Below are 17066 nucleotides of genomic sequence, written 5' to 3'. Positions count from 1 at the left end.
CGATCCAACCAATCTCGTAGTTGCGGTTAATGGCCGTCTCGGTCCAACTCTCGCAACAATCGATGCAGGAAGTCGCTGGCGTGGTTGTATTGTGCGCCGTCGTCCAGGATCTGATGAGCCAGTGGTGACATTATGTTGCCAACGGCCTCAGGGCCAATCAGCTCGGTCCGTGACGACCACAACTCCAGCAGCCCGTCCGGAATGTGGTCGCTCGATCCAAATAGCTTCAGGAGCCGGGCTTCGGCGACACCGTTATGATCATGGTGGGCCTTGGCCGCATAAAAGGCGAACAAGCTACGAAAGGCGTCACGGGAAACGGAAGGCTTAGCCATCGCAATGTCCCCCACAGAATCCTTCAAATGAATTTGCTTAATCCGGAGCTGAACGGAAGCTATTCCCTCGAAATCCTCACACGAAGAAGATTCTACAACGGACCAGGAAAAAGCGGCAAGCCCTAATCCGTGTTAGATAGGACGTATTGACACCAGGCTTTGTTCGTCTTTTAGAAAAGTTGCCGTTGTTAGCGTGCGGTTCACACTCAACAAAACGTCTGCTTTCAGGGGACAGTGCTCTCGGCGGCTCCGCCGCGGTGTGCTGCTCAGCCGTCCGAAGCCGGCCGTCCCTGGCCCGTTCCCGCTTTCCGCCGGAATGCGCCTCCAGACGACCATGACCATTCCACCTAGCGCATAAGGCATCACGAAGGGAGGCCGACTCCAGCGCAGTCAGGTCCCGCAATACGAGGCAATGGTCTGAGGAAGCCAGAAGACCGTTCCAGAACTTTCGCAGACCAGGAAGAACAAGAATGCAGAAATCAGCAGGACTTTGCCGTCGGTTATTCCCTCCAACAAACGAGGCGGGACCATCGATCGGTCTGCGCGACTGCTCTTCGCCAGCAGCCTCCGCCAAGATGCGCTTCGCTTCGGGTCGAGGGCCTCCGAGAATGCGTTGCTGTCGCCGGTCAGGTTCATCATCTCCAGGTCGGCGGTGGTAAGTTCTCGAGACCAACCTGTCGCCCGCGCGAGACTCCAGCAACACTCAGGCTCATGGATCCAGGTCCTGGTCCTGGTCCTGGTCGGCCGATATACGCCGTGCAGCTTAACCGCTTACTTCACGCCGTCGACGATCCAGTTCCAGCCTTCCCGTTTTATTTCTTTGCCGAGGAATCGCGATAGCTTCCTCGCTCAGATAATACCAAGCCGTGGTGTCGGAATTGGCTCGGCCGTCGATCGTCGTTTCGGGAGCGGGCTTACTGTCGAGCTGCAGCATCAGGCCTGTTGGTTCGGCCGCAACGTGAACTGGTGCGTTCCTTGATTGGAGGCGCAGCGCTTCCCATGCGGAGGTGATGACGCCACAGCGCGATGCTCCGCGGCCCCCGCTTCAAACCCGCAGCTTTCCCGGAGGCGTTCGAGCGGTCGATGAGCGCTGCGCAGGTTATAGTCAACACCGACGAGCCGGGATCATCCGTGAGGCTCGCAGCGTAAGATCCTGGCCAGCGGAAAGCGAGTTGGGGGCCGTCCGTGAGGAGCGCACACACGAGATTGGGCCCGAGGGATCACGACAGCGCAGGGTGGACGCGAGCAAAGTCTTCCACAGATCACGGCTGTCAAAGCGGACCGGTTGCGGAAAACGTCGATGTGGATGATGCGATGGCCGATTTCCAGATATTCCCAGCACACCCATTTCGTGGACAGCTCGTCTTGTAAGCTGTAGGACTCGATCTGCTGGCTGTCGAGCTGCCAACGATGATGCTTGCACCTGGAATGAGTTGCCGCAACTCTCTCGCCGAAGCTGTTGGTATAGGAGTCGAGACCACAACGAAGTTGCCGAGAAGGCCGTTACAGTCCCTCGACGCACCCGAGATCACGAACTCAATCGAAGGATGGTGATCGCGGACGTGCCTGACCAGAGCATCATGCGTGCTCCAGTCGAGCGCGTATTCCGGGCAGAACGATCCCGTTCGCAGGCTTTCGCTTACGACGCGCCTCTGCGAGCAGCCGATCGACGAAGAAGGATCACGTCACCCCTCTTCAGTGCTCCATTCCTCATCGGTGGCGCTCGGTGTGCCTCCCTCCGGGCGGAGCCACTTTTCTCGACGCGAAAACGTCCCCAACGATTCTTATTTCCCTTCTTGTCGCGATTCACTCGGCCGCGGAAGCAACCTGCAGGGATGGCGTAGGGAAAGGGCCCCAGGAGCAGATTGAGCCTGGTCTGATTGTTGCCGTAGTTCGCTTCGGGTCGATCTAGCGCTTTGAATGCACCGACCGCGTGGCCAAAAAACTGCGGTAGCAAAAGCCAGGCCAAAGAATTGTGCGGCTCGTCTTGCTTCTTGGAGTGGAATGTCGTCTTCGCGACAGGACGGGGACGCGGTTGCCGTCGGGGAGCTAGCGGTTGCGAAAGCGCTAGCCCGGGCTGGCTGATGCGCAACAGCCACCCGAAGGTAAATATCTGCACAACGTTGAGTGAGATGGTTCACTCTTCAGACGCTCGGCATTTACCCCGCGAGGCTTTCAATGATGCTTCGCTCTCCTGCCGCCGCGGAGCCCCGCGAACTGCCGGTGAGGTGCGGGAGCCGCGCCGCGGGATGATCCTGTTGAGCTGGGCGGATCGCTGGCCGGGCAGAACAGCCGCCGAAGCCGGCGATCCCTACGAATCTCTCCGACAGCCTTCTCGGCCCACAGGAACGCTCGGCCCATATCGTGTCAAAATCTCACGGCAAGCAATTCCCGAAGACGTGAAGCCACCTCGCGGGCGATTGCAGAGGGCGCTTAGCGATTCCACCGGACGTTGGTATGGAATTTGCTGTCTCCGCTCGCGCCGCCGCACGCGATTGCGCCATCGCCACTGATGCCTACGCAACGCGCGCGATCGCAGTGCTCTGCATCAATTAAAGCGTAAGGTTTCTAACATGAAGGCGCTCGTCAAGGCTAAGTCTGAGCCCGGACTCTGTCTACGCGACGAACCCGTGCCCATGATCGGACCGACTGATCTCTTGATCAGGGTCAAGAAGACCGGGATTAGCGGTACGGATATTCATATTTTCCGCTGGGACGAGTGGGCTCGTAAAACGGTGCCTGTGCCCATGGTGGTGGGCCACGAGTTCGCGGGCGAAAGAGTGATCTCGGCTCGGCCGTTCAAGGCCTTGCATGCGGCCAGCGTGTGACGGGAGAAGACCATGTAATCGCAATGCACGGTCTGGCCTAGGCCGCCGGACCCGCATTTCTGAAGGCACGTAAATTGCTGGATAACGAGCAGGGGCTGGCGCAAAGAACGCAGGCCGCAGCGACTATCTCGGAATTCTAATGAGGCTGATCCGATTTATCTTGTTCCACCTGGCTTCGATGCTGCTTGCACCTGAACTTTCAGACGCAACGAGTGCTGCCGCTGGCGCAAGTCCTTCGAGCGTCAAAGCTGTGGCGACATTCAAGCAGAATGGTCCCCGAGAGGTGCTACCAAGCTTCAGGAATGGCGGCCCCTACGACAGCCAAACGACGCTAGCCGCACCCGGTCAACCGGCGGACAACCTCCAGCCCGTCAAGCTGCCTGGCAATTCCGCGGGGCTGGAACCCAGCCTTAGATGTATGATCCGCACGCACCAACGCCCGACAGTCAATATCCTCGATGGCGCTGATAGGCTCAACCTCCCCCTTGTGACGTACGGGATGTGCAATCCTGCCGCCCCGCCTTTTAATCTCCTAGCTGCAGAGACGCCGCGCTCAAATACAGCTATCCCCCATGGGGTGCTGATTGTCGCCTTTCTGACTGTTCTTGTCGTTATTTTTGTAGAAGTAAACGGTCCAGGTGCGGGCACGTGAGGGAGCAGAGCTGGGTTATATCGCAGTCGCCGTTCAGCTGATCTCCCGAAACTGTTCGCTGGTTGCGATTCAGCGTTCACGCCAAGGGACTCACGGGAATTTGTCCGTCCTCCAGGGTGCGGCAAGACCACACTCCTACGCTGCATTACCCGGATGCAGCGTCTGACGAGTGGAGTCTGCTGGGTCGACGGCGAGATTTGGCAGGATGAGACGATGTTTCAGCCGCACTCATCTACGTCCCATCGCGGGTGTATTTCAGCGGCCGATCTTTTCTCATTTGTCTATCAAAGCGTATTCTCCTGTAGAGCCCGTCAAAACCGAAGGCGGCACTGATCGACTTTGACGGTGTGGTCGAACCGCTAGTCTTGTGGCACTGCCTGACGGTGGGCCCGTCACATCTTTCTGGGGCGCAGCAATGTAGCGCGCTGTCGATCCCAACTCGGCTACTTTTAGTGGCGACCCGCTCATTTGGACTCAACTGCACCGCCAAGAGCGAGCTCTGCCATGTCTTTAAGGCTTGGCTAGCTTGGCACGATTTTCTCCAAGCTTGACGGCACCCATCAGGACAGCCGCGGAGACGTCGCTCAAGGTGACCGATCAGAAGGACAGGGGCGAGACGACCATTCAACTCACCGAGAGATCGCATCCCACGACGGTCCGGTCCTGGCGCGCGTGCGTCACTCACGCTGCTTGATCGCAAATCGGCTATCCAGCGAAGGCGGCCTCACCGGGGGCCCTCACCGGAGGAGTACTTTCTTACGGCCTTCCCTAAAGCTCTTTGGCCTTTCGCGTGATGCGCTCACCCGTTCGAAGCCGATGAAGGCAAGATCATTGTTGCAGCCTTTGTACGCGCGCATCCCAAGATCTGCTGGGGCGGTTCTGCGCGATACCCTCGTGCGGCGCTTGAGGGACAATCCTTTACGCATCTTCGCGAAATAGACTGCGCAGCATTCCTCGCTCTCATGAATCCAGGACCAAAAGTGATTGGCCCCTCTTCGCCGGCAGGGAATTCAGAGCGCCGCTCGGAGCGCGTCCTGGCCAGCACTGATCTACCCCAACCTCGTCTCGGGCGCGGGGCTCCGCGGTTCGGCTACAGCGTTGCGCGTCACTGCTCTTCGGCTTCGGCCCACTGGACAACTATTCCCCTTTCGCCTTCCTTCTTGAAAAAGTTAGCACAACTTACCTGCATCACATCGAAGCAATCGCAATTGCGGCCACAGAGCAGTTGGCAGCAGACCTCATCAGCTCCACGCCCCCTTCACATGGCTGCGAGAGGAACGAGGCACAGAACTGTCAAGACAAACTAGATGATCTCGAAGTATCTCCGACGTTCAAAGTCGGTCACTCGATTTTGAACGGCGTCCCATTCCCAACGGCGCGAGCAAGAGAATGCTTCAACAAACCTTTCTCCGAAAACCTCGTTCGCTGCTGCTGACTGTGCAAAACGAGAAGTTGCCTCTGATAGGCTTTGAGGTAGTCTCGCAGTCATCTCCACGCTTGCATCACCGGCGATCGACGCGGGTAGTGCCACACCTGTCTCGAGTCCCAATATTCCGGAACCAATGGCACATGCGAGCGCAAGATATGGGTTCACGTCTGCGCCAGCCAGCCGATATTCCAGACGATGGACGGACGGCTCTCCCGAGATAGCGCGAACCGCGCAGGAGCGGTTGTCAACACCCCAGCTTGGACAGATTGGTGCCCAGCAGCCAGGCACCAACCTCTTGTAGCTATTGAAGTTCGGCGCAGCGAGCACACAAAACTCGTTCATGTAGTTCAATTGTCCGGCGATGAATTGCCTCATAACCTTTGAGAAGTTGCCAACCGCATTGCTGTCGTAAAACGCATTCTGACCATCCGAGGACATCGAAATGTGAATATGGCCGGACTGGCCCGGCCAATCCTCGGAAACCTTGGCCATGAATGTAGCCATCAAGCCTCGCCTTTGCGCCCATGCTTTTATCATCGACTTAAATATGGTTGCTCGATCGGCAGCTTCCAACGCATCACAATGACGAAGTGACGCTTCGACCACTCCCGGTCCCGTTTCGAAGTGCAGTCCGCTGAGAGGTATTCTAGCTTTCTCACAAAGCGCCAAGATCTCATCGAACAGCTCATGTTGAGCAACGGAGCGCATAATCGAGTAGCCGAACGGGCCCCGTGTTAAAGGAGCCCATTCGCTGAACGGCTTATCCTCAATTGTATCGGCGTTCTCCTTGAACAACATGAATTCAAACTCGAACCCGACAGCGCATCTGTATCCGAGGTCAGCAGCCCTTCTCAGGACCTTACGCAGAACACCCCGCGGGCAGATGTTCTCATGTGCGCCCGTGAACTCGGCGAGGTAGAGATATTGATAGCCGACATCAGACACCGAACGGCCGGTGGCAGACAGAATACGCAGGTCAGCATCCCCAAATGCTGATAACGGCTGCTGCGTGACACTGATCGGAATGACCCGATCCGAACAATCCCACGCCAGCACCGCTTCAGAGAACTTGATGACTTTATCTTGACCCGAGAGATCTTCACCTAAGACGTGCTTGCCTCGCAGCACACCGTCGAAGTCGCTTACGCCGATCATCGCCGCGCGGGCTGGACTCGCTCCGGTCAAGGTTGCTTCAGTTGTCATCACTGGCTATCCCGCGCCACCAGTTCGAACACCTGGTCCATCCGCATTGCTCGCAACTTGTGATAGTCATCATTAAGCTGATTCACGTCGCTATTCACGAGATAGACGATGCCTGGTGTCGACGCCAAATCGATGGTCGGAACCAGCTCTTCACCAATTGGAACGAATGCAATGGCATCCGCAAAGCTCGGGAGCTTGCGAATTGCTTGGAGTCCCGGGTAGCCGGCAACGACACCGCCCCTGTTGGAGATCAGGGAGACACATAGTGCGTGCGCCTTCCGGTTGTACGGCCCGCGCATCCTCATGTACTCCCCAAAGCCCTCGGGATCTGCGTAGCGCCAAGCGGTCAGCGTGATATGGTTATGCCCCAACGCCATCATTCGTGCTTTTGCCGACATAGTCCCTTGAAGCCTCGCCCCGAAGTCCACCAGAACGGGCCCCCGATGATCGACAATGATCTCGGCATGAGCCGGTCCCTCGAGGATCTGAAGTGCCTGCAACGCACGTTTCAGGTAGTCGGAGAGCTCCTGAACGATTGGTTCGCTGCCGTCCAACAATCTCTCGAGTGAGCAGACCGATGATGCCCCCTCGATAGGAACGGTGTCATAGGTCCAGGCCTCCGTAATGAAGGCATCTCCGTGGATCGAGACGGCGTTTACGGTGTATTGTTGACCGTTTATTTTTTCCTGCCCGAGGGCAAAACGATTCAATGCTCCGACACGGTTCGTCTTCCCGACAATCGCGCTTAGAGCACGCTGAATATCGGCATCTGTCGAGCAAAAGAATACATCCTCGGTGCCCGTACTGTTCAGAGGTTTGATCACGATCTCGTCGAAGTTCGCTTCGCGCCTCCAGCTTGCGATCTCTACAGCATTGTCAGACACGACTTGTCTGATCGATCGCACACCGGCATAGGTCAGCGCACAAGACAATCGTGCTTTGTCACGCCGAGCAGCCGATAGAGCGGTCCCGTTTGAAGGTAAGCCCAGCCGCTCGGACAACGAATCGGCGAGTTCGACTCCAGACTCGCAACCCGCGATAACGAACTCAAATTCTCTGCCCTGGAGAGCCTGAAGATGATATTCAACGATGTCATCATACCCCATGCGCTCGCCGGGGCGAATGAGTTCATCGTACAGATCTGCATTGAAATGCGCTTGGAATATCGGTGGAATCTGTGCGGCCGACATCACATGCACGGTCCCAATTCCATAGCGCTTGAATTCTTCGGGTAGGTAGCGGCCCGTAGAGTATGCGTCCACGACTACACATTTCCGTTCTTTCATGCGGATCTCCGATACTGCAAGTAGATGTTGCTGACAGCGATAGCCGTAATGAGGACATTTCCAACGAACGTGTGTGACGAAGGCACGATGCGAGAATCGAAGTACTGGAACAGGAAGGTGACGATGGGGGCGGTGGACAGGACCATGTTGACGGTGAAGGGCTCTACGCGGCGAATGCCCTCCTGAATCAAGAGCAAAGGTAAAACGATCGTCGACAGCCCAATTGCTGCGATCGCAAACCAATGCTGCGAGATCTCCGGTACGATAGATGAATGGTCGACCAGCCCCAGCAGCAAGAGAATGGTTCCATAAAAGCGATGCGCCAGCACCTGTCGGCCGGAAAACCCACGGTCGAACAGCACCTTGACAAGTATATTTGTGAGGGCGAGCGATAGGCCGGCCACGATGGCCAAGACGATGCCAATGGACGATCGAGCCCCCCACTCCACGCCCGCATTGCCGCTGGCCGAGATCCAAATCATGTAAGTCCCGATCGTCGCAATCGCGGCGCTCACGACAATATCGGATGCTGGTGGGGCGCTCCTGCGCCTGATCAGGGCGTTTAACCACACTGTTGCGGCGGGCCCCAACGCCACCATGAAAGCGACCACGATCGCAGGTTCAGCGTATTTCAGTCCTATAAATAGGCCGATCCAGCTGATCGCCGTCACGACGTTGAGTGCGACGAAAACCAGGAGCGACCATTTTCCGGCTCTTGCTTCGCCTCCCTCGTGACGAGCCAAGAAGTTGAACGTTATACAAACCACCGCGAAAGACAGCAGGAGCGCCACGAACACATCCGCTTTCTGAAAATACGATGCCGCATAAACCTCCCCTGCCGCGCTCAGAACGACATAAAGCGCCACAAAAAACACTCCTAGAGCGAAGCCACTCGTAGATCGTCCACCCTTTTTGTGCCCGCGAGGCCGGGCGGAGCTCTCGGAAGCCCAGGCGCGCGCGTCGTTTTCGGAGGACTGCCCTTTCGGCTCGCGCGGGCCACGTTTCGTTTGCAAAATCACGATCTGCCTCTAGCCCTTCTTAGTCCGGCAGTACCCAACACACGCCTCTCCAAATGCTTTGAACAGTTGCTTGCTGAGGAGGTCGGTTGAGACGTGCCATTCGGGGTGCCATTGCACACCGATTTGCAGCGTCGGAGCGCCAATCACTGAAGCTGCCTCGACCAGACCGTCAGGCGCCCACGCCTCGCGCCTTAGCGCTGGGGCAAGTGCCTCGATGCCTTGATTGTGCAGCGAGTTGACTTGCGCTTCGATCGTCCGCGCGATTGGAAACAGTGCGCCATAGGATGATATCCTGACGCAGTGCGCGGCATCGTACTGACGGTCCCTGGGACGATTTGGCTTCTCGGCATGCATGGCGCCGCTTTCTCGGCTCCACTCCGCAAGCGATGGGCGGAGTGTTCCGCCGAAATAGACGTTGAGTTCCTGAAGCCCACGGCAGATGCCCAGAATAGGCATTCCGAGGGCGATGGCGCTCTCTATGGCTACGGCAGAGAGCCTGTCCCGGGGACGGTCAAGGATCCCAGGCTCAACATCCCGCCGATCAGGATCCGCAAAGGATGCGGGCGCTGACAGGACTGCGGGGTCCACGTTTGATTCATCGCCTGTCAAGACCAGACCGTCGAGCCGGCGCATGATGGCCGGGGCGACCTCCTCCATAGCATCTTCCGCGTCGACGGTCGGCAATATGACACAAGCCACTCCAGCATGACGATGGAGTGCCTGCACGTACTTGCGCCGTAACCAGTCGCGATGCACACCATCGACCAGAAGACGGTTCGAAGTGACGGCGACAACGGCTTGGGTGCGCTCGGGCTGTTGCAACCTCACGCCACCTTGCCTCGCGTGCGAACCCCGGCAACGGACTGCTCATACAGCCGTCGATTTCGCTCTTTCAACTGAGTTATGACGCTAGGTTGACCTTGAGGTCCCTTGACAAAGAGCCCGCCCCAGGTGGCGGCGACCTTCGCGTAGTTCGGATCCTGCATTCGGATTTTCTGAGCCTTGCGCAACAGCCAAAACGGGATGCCGGGTGAAAGGTGATGCTCAAGGTGGTACTCATCCAGATTCTGTCCCAGGATGGCTCGTTCGAGGAAGCTTCCTTTCCTATTCCTGGTGAGATAGACGTTCTGCGTCTCTGTTTCGCACATGGGTGAGTGCTCAGCGAGTTCGATAAACCAGCCGAGAACCTGAAACGTCGTGAGATAGGGCACGATCCAAAACAGGACGACGATATGGAGCAGACCAAGAGCATATGACCCGGCCAGGATGCTGAACCAGAACAGATAGAAGCCATACCTGTCGACAAGTATGCCTGAGCGGCTCTGCTCTTCGGTCTCCTCGATCGAAAACCGATTAGTCCAAAGATACTTCAGATACGCTACTGTCGCGCCGCCGAAGATCGGCTTCCAGATGATGTTGAAAGCGTATCTCTCTGGAGGCTGCACATCGTAGACGCCGCTGGCCAGGAAAAACTTCAGGTCGGGATCCTTGTCCGGGTCGCCGAGATAGGGATGATGCAAGTAGACATGTGAGATCCGGTAGGCCCAGTGGCGTTGGAACAAGGGATAGGAAGCGAACAGAATGCCCAGCACATAATTCCAGGTCGTATTCTTCGCGAGCGTGCGGTGAGCCGCATCGTGAGCGATGGTTGTCAATCCGCGTTGATAGGCACCGATCAGGAGAACGGCCAGCGGGTAGAACCACCACGAGACAGACACGGTCGCAAGCGTGCACGCTGTGATGACAGCGTAATCTTTCGCAATGTAGGCGGCCCCCGTGATGTTGTCCGGCCTTAGCTCCGAAAGCTGCTTATTGATCTCCCGACTGAATTGAACGGCCTCATAGCGTGATGACCTCAGTTTCCAAGCGTCTGCCTGATTCATGAGAACCTCTTCCTGATCGCCTTGCAGGTTGTCAGATTGCGGAAAGCGCCTTGTCCAGATCGCGCAAGATGTCGTTAACATCTTCGATGCCGACACAAAGCCGGATTGAGCCGCCAAATATGCCGGCCGCTTCGCGCTTTTCCCGCGGGACAGTGGTGTGGGTCGTCGAGACAGGATGAGTCACGAGCGTGCGGGCATCTCCCACATTGGAAACGTGATACATCAAGTCGACGTTCTGGATGAACTTGCGCCCGGCCAGCTCGTCTTCCACTTCGAACATGACCATCGCCCCATGTCCGTATTCGGCGTTGAGTGTCTGATCGACGATTTCCCGATCGGCGCCCTCAAAGAGCCCCGGGTAGAAGACGCGACGCACTTTAGGATGCTCCTTTAGAACGCCGGCGACGATCCTGGCATTAGCGCAGTGCTGCTTCATGCGAAGCGGCAGCGTTTCAAGCCCTTGGATCAGTTGAAAGCTCGCAAACGGGGCGATGGCTGCACCCGTATCGCGCAACCAGGTCATGCGAGCCTTGAGGAGAAACTCGCTCTTTCCTAGATCATCGACATCGCGCACAGCGTTGTGCCAGACAATTCCGCCATGCGCTTCGTCGGGACCGTTGAACAAGGGAAAGCGGGAGGCTCCCCGATAGCTAAATTTGCCGCTGTCAACGATTAGTCCGCCGAGGGTCGTGCCATGACCGGATATATATTTTGTTGCAGAGTACGTCGTAACTGCGGCGCCCAGGTCTGACGGCCGACATACCAGCGGCGTGGTCGTATTGTCTACGACCAGAGGCACGCCGTACCTTCGGCCGATTTCCGCCAGCTGTTTGACCGGGAGCGGAATCAGACAGGGATTCGAAATTACCTCTCCGAACAGGCAAATCGTGCGATCATCAATGGCACGTTCGAACGTCTCGGGCCTTCGGGGATCTGCTGTCCTCACGCTGATTCCCAAACGCTTTAAGGTGTTGTGGAGCAGGTTCCAGGTATTGCCATATAGATACGGAGAGGCAACAATATTGTCCCCTACTTCGCCACTTGAAAGATTGATGATAGCAAGGAACGTCGCCGCTTGACCTGACGCAACGGCGAGCGAGTCGCTGCCCATGTCGACAGCGGCGTAGCGCTTCTCCAGCGCGCGGGTCGTCGGATTGATAATCCTCGTGTAGGTGAACCCATCCGCCTTGACGTTGTAGACGTCAGCGATGTGATTTAGATCGCCATCGAGTTCATAAGCTGTATTCTGGTAAATCGGCACTGCGACGGCTTTTGTCACCGGGTCGCGTCGATAGCCCGCATGCAGAACAGCAGTCTCGGGGGAAAGCCGCAGCTGCCGGTCCCCAGCTGATTGAGCCGGCATCTTTACGCGCGCCCCATATACCTCTTGGCCCGACGCCGGCCTTGCTGACCGGGCCTGACCGGACCGGAAATATGTACGAAAGGCGCATCCCAACTGCTCAATCCAGCTGGATTGGATTTGCCCAATGCAACCGACCCGAAAGCTCCGCGTCGCAAGATGCAGCTTCGAGTAGACGTAAAGATTATGGGCCGCCAAGTGGCGATACAGCCCATCGAATCCTGGCTGGTCCACTATTCCGGACGGCGCACTGAACGCAACACAGACCGGCGACTGCAACTCGGGGGACAACAGCGGAGCCACTATCCCTTCGAGTTCCTTGATGAGGTCGTCTCTGACCTTCTCGTACCTGAAGCGCCTGGCATCGATGCCTTCCTCGTGCAGAATCTTCAAAGCCATTGTCGTTGCCTGAACGACGTGGGTTGGAGGGGTCGACCGCCACTCACCCGTGCGCTCGAGCGAGCGCCATTGATCTCTCACATCGAGCACAAACGATCTCGGTTCTTGAGTCGCATTCTCCAGCAGCTCGCGCGAGGCGATGACAAACGCAACTCCCGGCGGCCCTTCTATGCACTTGTTGCTCGATGTGACCAGTACGTCAGGTCCACGCTGGCTCAGATCGATATTGAGGGCGCCGAAGGAACTCATCCCATCGATGATGGTCTTTACGCCACCTCGCCTCGCCACCTCCACGATCTCGTGCAGCGGATTGACGATTCCGGTCGTCGTCTCACAATGCACGAAACACAGGTGCGTAACGCCGGGATTTCGGCTCAGATACTCGCCGATCTCTTCCGGATCCAACGGATCGGTTGCGCGCTTGACAAGCTTCAGTGCTTCGACACCCCACAGCCGCAAAATTTGTAGAATGCGCTCGCCATAGATGCCGTTTACGCAAACGAGCGGCCTGTGGGCTCGGGACACAAATGAAGAGAGGGCCGCCTCCATTGCAAAGGAGCCACCTCCTTGAATAGGCACCACCGAATATTCCTCAGCGTTTCCCAGCAAGTTGAGCATCAGCCGCCTCATGCAGGCGGTCACCTCCTTGAACTCGTCATCGCGAGACGCGAGATCAAGCTGCATCTGGCTCCTGACCGCCAGCGATAACGATAATGGACCAGGCGTCAGCAAAGACCGCTGTCTTGTCAAACCATTCCTCCTAACATTGTATTGGTCGATGACCTGGAGTACGCACAGCAGGGAGCGCCGTGGCGCGCGCCCCGTTTCTCATCAACAGCTTCGAATGAAGCGACATGTATCGTGGACGCGTTTCGCGTCGGCGCCCGAAAAGGCTGTCGGATGACAACCTCCATATCTCATCGCGGATGGAGAGCGATGTTTCACAAAGCTCCTCATTGATGCCCTTCAGACCTCCCAAATAGCCTTTGGCACTAAGCACTCGGGCGCAACCGGCGCCGACGCTCGCTCTCATCCACTGTCACGTCTGTGCAAGCTTGAGCGCGATCGCCCTCTTGCAGCTATGAAGCGCCAGTCTGCGGACAATTTACGTGTGAGCCTGTCCGGGCGATGCAGCCAGGAGACGACGTGCCCGGATTATCAATGCCTGGCACACTCGATGATCGTGGTTCGCAGCGGGAGTCTAATGCGTTGCTTTGGACTTGATACATTTGCACTCCGTCGCTGGTTGGAGGATCTGGGACGCTGATGTCCATTTCGGAGATCGTACAACTTGACGTTACGGGCGGTTCAACCCTCTCCGGGGATTTTCTCACGTAAATTTTCCTGACGTACTCTCATTTGGCGGCGACAAGCTGACGTAAGCAGCAGAGGACAGAGGATTCACAGCGGGGTTGAATCGTTTGAGAGTTCAATTTGGACCTATCGTAAGCATTCCGCCTGCAAGCGCGAGCTGGACCGCAGTGAGGGCTAATCGGCCCGTTTACGGTAACCGATGTTCCGCTCCCACGTTGTCCTCGCCGCCGTGATCTGTGATCGCCTATCCATGGACGAGCAACGGGAATTTCTCCATGGAGAGTACATTGGAGTTTCTCACGACCAGAAAGTCTGGACGTGAGCCGCATCGGCATTGGCCGGACGAGATCAAGGCGCAGATCGTTTCGGAGAGCCTTCGGCCCGGAGCGTTGGTGAATGAAGTCGCAGAGCGCTACGGCCTGAAGCCGAACCACCTTTCCACCTGGCGGACGATGGCGCGGCAGGGCAAGCTGGTTCTGCCACAAACCCGAGGACGCGGCGGAGTTCGCAGCGGTCATCGTCGAGCCCCCATTTCGGAGCCGCCGCTCAAGAAAGCCAACCGCCCCGAGATTCTCTTCGGCTCTGTGACGATCCGTCTGGAAGAAGACGCATCTGCCGCCCGGATCGCCTCTGTCGCGCTTGCATGCGCAGGTTCCTCATGATCTTTCCATCAAACCGCGTTCGGATCATAGTGGCGACCAAGCCCGTCGATTTCCGCAAGGGTCACGACGGATTAGCGGCGCTGGTAAAGAACGAGCTGCACAAGGAACCGTTCACAGGAACGGTCTTCGTATTCCGATCCCGCAAAGCGGACCGCCTGAAGCTGATCTAATGGGATGGCAGCGGTCTGGTGATGGCCTACAAGCGGCTGGAGGAGCACACGTTCACTTGGCGAGATATCAGGGACGGTCTGATGACCCTTGGGCTGCCCAGTTCGAGGCGCTGTTTGCGGGCTCGACTGGCGTCGGGTTCGTACCGTTGAGGCAAGAGCACCGACCGCAATCGAATAGGTGCGGCACGATGACTCGAGCGAGAAATCCGGACGGCAACAGAGGTAGAGTTTGACAAACTTCCGGCATGTTGGACGCCGCCGATTTGCCGGACGATATTGCTGCCTTGAAGGCGATGCTGCTCGCAGCTCAAGCGCGTGAAGTCCGCAAGGATGATCGGATCGAACGGCTAGACAAGCTGGTCGCCGCCTTCAAGCAGGCTGCCTTTGGGCGCAAGTCCGAGAAGTCTGATCCCGAGCAATTCGATCTCGCATTGGAAGACCTGGAAACCGCCATAGCGGCCATCCATGCCGAAGATGAAGCCGATAGCCCCTCGGGCAAACCGAGCCCCAAATCTCGCGCCGCCAATCGTGGCTCTCTTCCCGCCCACCTTCCTCGTGTCGAAGAGATCATCCAGCCGGAGAGCTTGATCTGCAACTGTGGCGGTGGCCTGCATTGCATAGGGGAGGACGTATCCGAGCGGCTGGATGTCATCCCTGCGCAGTTCCGCGTCATCGTTACTCATCGTCCAAAATACGCCTGCCGTGCCTGTACCGACGGCGTAGCGCAGGCTCCAGCACCTGCACGATTGATCCATGCAGGATTGCCAGGCGACCATCGCGCATGTGCTGGTGTCCAAGTATGCCGATCATCTGCCGCTCTACCGCCAGGCCCAGATCATGAACCGCCAGGGGATTGATCTCGACCGCTCAACACTCGCCGACTGGGTTGGTCGGGCAGCTTTCGAACTGCGTCCGGTTTTCGATGCCTTGCTTGCGGACCTGAAGCGGTCAACGAAGCTCTTCATGGACGAGACCCGTGCGCCGGTGCTTGATCCAGGTTCTCGTAAAACCAAGACAGGATACTTCTGGGCGCTGGCCCGTGATGATCGACCGTGGGACGGAGGTGCGCCGCCGGGGATAGCCTTCACCTATGCACCCGGTCGCGGCGGGCTACATGCCGAGCGGATATTCCGAGGATTTACGGGCATCCTTCAGGTGGATGGTTATGCCGGATATAATCGGCTGATCGCGCCGGATCGTGTTGGGCCGAACATCCAACTTGCCTATTGTTGGGCGCATGCTTGTCGTAAACTGGTCGAGATCACTCGCACCGGATCAGCGCCGATTGCCGACGAAGGCTTGAAGCGGATCGGTGAACTCTATCGGATCGAGGCAGAACTGCGCGGTTCCGCACAAGCTCGCTCGCCGGGCGGCAGGAACGATCAGCGCCGCTAATCGCGGACATGAGGGTTTGGCTGACGCATCATCGCGCCCGTGTCGCGGGCAAGTCGCCGCTCGGTGAGGCGTTGGCCTATATCGCCAAACACTGGGATGTCCTTTGCGTCTTCCTGACTGACGGCCGGATCGAGATCGACAACAATACGGTTGAGCGCACCATCAGGCCGATTGCGTTGAACCGGAAGAATGCCCTCTTTGCCGGACACGATGCAGGAGCGGAGAACTGGGCGACCATCGCCTCACTCATCGAAACGTGCAAACTCAATGCCGTCGATCCGTTCGCCTACCTGTCCTCCACACTCACCGCCATCGTAAACGGGCACAGGCAGATGCATATCGACGTGCTGATGCCGTGGAACTATTCGCGGCGGACAAATGGCTAAAGTTTGCAGGATGCCCTGATCGAACGAGCAGTCACCTGCTGAACTGTGATAGCTGTTCGACAATAAGCACGATTGCGATAGTGATCATCGCGACACCGGAAGCTTGTGCGACCAGCCGAGCAATGCGTGGTCTGGTTCGAAGGACAGCACGTGAGGTGGCCGACACTGCTGTGTAAATCACGGCACAATTGATTATGTGAACTACGCCCAGCAAGGCGATTTGTGCCGATATCGGCCACGTAGACAGACGACTGGTGAACTGCGGTAGGATGGCCAGGAAGAGCAGCAGCGCTTTAGGGTTGATGCCGCTGATACCAAAGCCGCGCGTCAGCCACTGATACCAACTTCCTGTCTGCTGTTGACCTGCTTCCGGAAGGGGCGGGCTCCGTGAAACCGCAAGCCCAAGATAGAGCAAGTAGGCCGCGCCGATCAGTGTAAGCCCAGTTAGGACAGACGGCACGCTGGCGACGATGGCTCCCACACCAGCGACTACTACTGTCGTGACTGCTACGTACCCCAGCAACATTCCAGCCACGGCAGGCACTATCGCACGATCCTTCATGCCTGCCGATATCGCGTAAGCCCAATCGGCTCCTGGTGTCAGGACAAGTGACAGCGACAAAGCCCAAAAGGCGGCGACCAAACCGATTTCCATCTCATGCACCTCTGATTGCGAGATGCGGATTTTTACGGCGTCGCTGGCGAAATGTGCTCCCAAATATTGCAATGAACGAGCGATCTGAGGCAT

General features: G+C 57.5%; 12 protein-coding genes and 2 pseudogenes. 5 read left to right on the top strand and 9 right to left on the bottom strand.

Annotation, left to right across the window (positions count from 1 at the left end; genetic code table 11):
* Positions 1–26: 26 nt before the first annotated feature.
* Both ABIA45_RS37715 and ABIA45_RS37710 read right to left on the bottom strand, forming a co-directional pair.
* A complete protein-coding gene (locus ABIA45_RS37715) occupies positions 27–332 on the bottom strand; it encodes a hypothetical protein (RefSeq protein ID WP_036015997.1) in 306 nt (101 codons plus the stop codon).
* A 763-nt stretch (positions 333–1095) separates the two neighbouring features.
* On the bottom strand, positions 1096–1266 hold the full coding sequence (locus ABIA45_RS37710; RefSeq protein WP_210161159.1) for a hypothetical protein: 171 nt from the start codon (positions 1264–1266) through the stop codon (positions 1096–1098).
* Positions 1267–2905: 1639 nt separating this feature from the next.
* Here ABIA45_RS37710 and ABIA45_RS37705 point away from each other — a divergent pair.
* Together ABIA45_RS37705 and ABIA45_RS37700 are read left to right on the top strand one after the other, a co-directional pair.
* Positions 2906–3189, top strand: a pseudogene (locus ABIA45_RS37705) (alcohol dehydrogenase catalytic domain-containing protein); the annotation flags it as partial.
* 674 nt (positions 3190–3863) lie between these two features.
* On the top strand, positions 3864–4145 hold the full coding sequence (locus ABIA45_RS37700) for an ATP-binding cassette domain-containing protein (protein ID WP_157785272.1): 282 nt from the start codon (positions 3864–3866) through the stop codon (positions 4143–4145).
* A 970-nt stretch (positions 4146–5115) separates the two neighbouring features.
* Here ABIA45_RS37700 and ABIA45_RS37695 read toward each other — a convergent pair.
* The 6 genes from ABIA45_RS37695 to ABIA45_RS37670 form a co-directional block, all read right to left on the bottom strand.
* Positions 5116–6444, bottom strand: coding sequence for a glutamine synthetase family protein (locus ABIA45_RS37695; RefSeq protein WP_036016006.1), 1329 nt, complete (start codon positions 6442–6444; stop codon positions 5116–5118).
* Positions 6444–7730 carry a hypothetical protein gene (locus tag ABIA45_RS37690; protein ID WP_036016009.1) on the bottom strand — a complete coding sequence of 429 codons (1287 nt, stop codon included), beginning with the start codon at positions 7728–7730 and terminating at the stop codon, positions 6444–6446. Before ABIA45_RS37690 ends, ABIA45_RS37695 begins: the two co-directional genes overlap by 1 nt.
* Entirely contained in the window at positions 7727–8596 is an 870-nt protein-coding gene (locus ABIA45_RS37685) for a DMT family transporter (protein ID WP_240538284.1), read from the bottom strand. Before ABIA45_RS37685 ends, ABIA45_RS37690 begins: the two co-directional genes overlap by 4 nt.
* A 162-nt stretch (positions 8597–8758) precedes the next feature.
* A complete protein-coding gene (locus ABIA45_RS37680) occupies positions 8759–9577 on the bottom strand; it encodes a gamma-glutamyl-gamma-aminobutyrate hydrolase family protein (protein ID WP_036016012.1) in 819 nt (272 codons plus the stop codon).
* On the bottom strand, positions 9574–10632 hold the full coding sequence (rtxC, locus tag ABIA45_RS37675; RefSeq protein WP_036016014.1) for a dhydrorhizobitoxine desaturase: 1059 nt from the start codon (positions 10630–10632) through the stop codon (positions 9574–9576). The genes ABIA45_RS37680 and rtxC overlap by 4 nt, the downstream gene beginning before the upstream one ends.
* A 31-nt stretch (positions 10633–10663) precedes the next feature.
* Complete coding sequence (locus tag ABIA45_RS37670) at positions 10664–13075, bottom strand: 2-aminoethylphosphonate--pyruvate transaminase (protein WP_338076646.1); 2412 nt, start codon at positions 13073–13075, stop codon at positions 10664–10666.
* 917 nt (positions 13076–13992) lie between these two features.
* Here ABIA45_RS37670 and ABIA45_RS37665 point away from each other — a divergent pair.
* From ABIA45_RS37665 to tnpC, 3 genes and pseudogenes are all read left to right on the top strand, one after another.
* Positions 13993–14367 carry a transposase gene (locus ABIA45_RS37665; protein ID WP_240538287.1) on the top strand — a complete coding sequence of 125 codons (375 nt, stop codon included), beginning with the start codon at positions 13993–13995 and terminating at the stop codon, positions 14365–14367.
* Entirely contained in the window at positions 14349–14537 is a 189-nt protein-coding gene (gene tnpB / locus ABIA45_RS37660) for an IS66 family insertion sequence element accessory protein TnpB (RefSeq protein WP_404655419.1), read from the top strand. The genes ABIA45_RS37665 and tnpB overlap by 19 nt, the downstream gene beginning before the upstream one ends.
* Before the next feature lie 245 nt (positions 14538–14782).
* Positions 14783–16318 (top strand): annotated as a pseudogene (gene tnpC, locus ABIA45_RS37655) (IS66 family transposase).
* A 31-nt stretch (positions 16319–16349) separates the two neighbouring features.
* Here the strand turns inward: tnpC and ABIA45_RS37650 are convergent.
* Positions 16350–17066 carry a LysE family translocator gene (locus ABIA45_RS37650; RefSeq protein ID WP_202801510.1) on the bottom strand — a complete coding sequence of 239 codons (717 nt, stop codon included), beginning with the start codon at positions 17064–17066 and terminating at the stop codon, positions 16350–16352.

This window comes from Bradyrhizobium sp. USDA 336 (assembly GCF_044908355.1).
GTDB classification, from domain to species: Bacteria; Pseudomonadota; Alphaproteobacteria; order Rhizobiales; family Xanthobacteraceae; genus Bradyrhizobium; species Bradyrhizobium yuanmingense.
This window is presented reverse-complemented; position numbering and strand designations above follow the sequence as displayed.

What these genes read in the sequence shown, in the direction of transcription:
- ABIA45_RS37715 (WP_036015997.1), bottom strand. Translation starts at nt 332, where the DNA reads ATGGCTAAGCCTTCCGTTTCCCGTGACGCCTTTCGTAGCTTGTTCGCC.
- ABIA45_RS37710 (WP_210161159.1), bottom strand. Translation starts at nt 1,266, where the DNA reads ATGCTGCAGCTCGACAGTAAGCCCGCTCCCGAAACGACGATCGACGGC.
- ABIA45_RS37695 (WP_036016006.1), bottom strand. Translation starts at nt 6,444, where the DNA reads ATGACAACTGAAGCAACCTTGACCGGAGCGAGTCCAGCCCGCGCGGCG.
- ABIA45_RS37690 (WP_036016009.1), bottom strand. Translation starts at nt 7,730, where the DNA reads ATGAAAGAACGGAAATGTGTAGTCGTGGACGCATACTCTACGGGCCGC.
- rtxC (WP_036016014.1), bottom strand. Translation starts at nt 10,632, where the DNA reads ATGAATCAGGCAGACGCTTGGAAACTGAGGTCATCACGCTATGAGGCC.
- ABIA45_RS37670 (WP_338076646.1), bottom strand. Translation starts at nt 13,075, where the DNA reads ATGCAGCTTGATCTCGCGTCTCGCGATGACGAGTTCAAGGAGGTGACC.
- tnpB (WP_404655419.1), top strand. Translation starts at nt 14,349, where the DNA reads ATGCGCAGGTTCCTCATGATCTTTCCATCAAACCGCGTTCGGATCATA.
- ABIA45_RS37650 (WP_202801510.1), bottom strand. Translation starts at nt 17,066, where the DNA reads ATGCCTCAGATCGCTCGTTCATTGCAATATTTGGGAGCACATTTCGCC.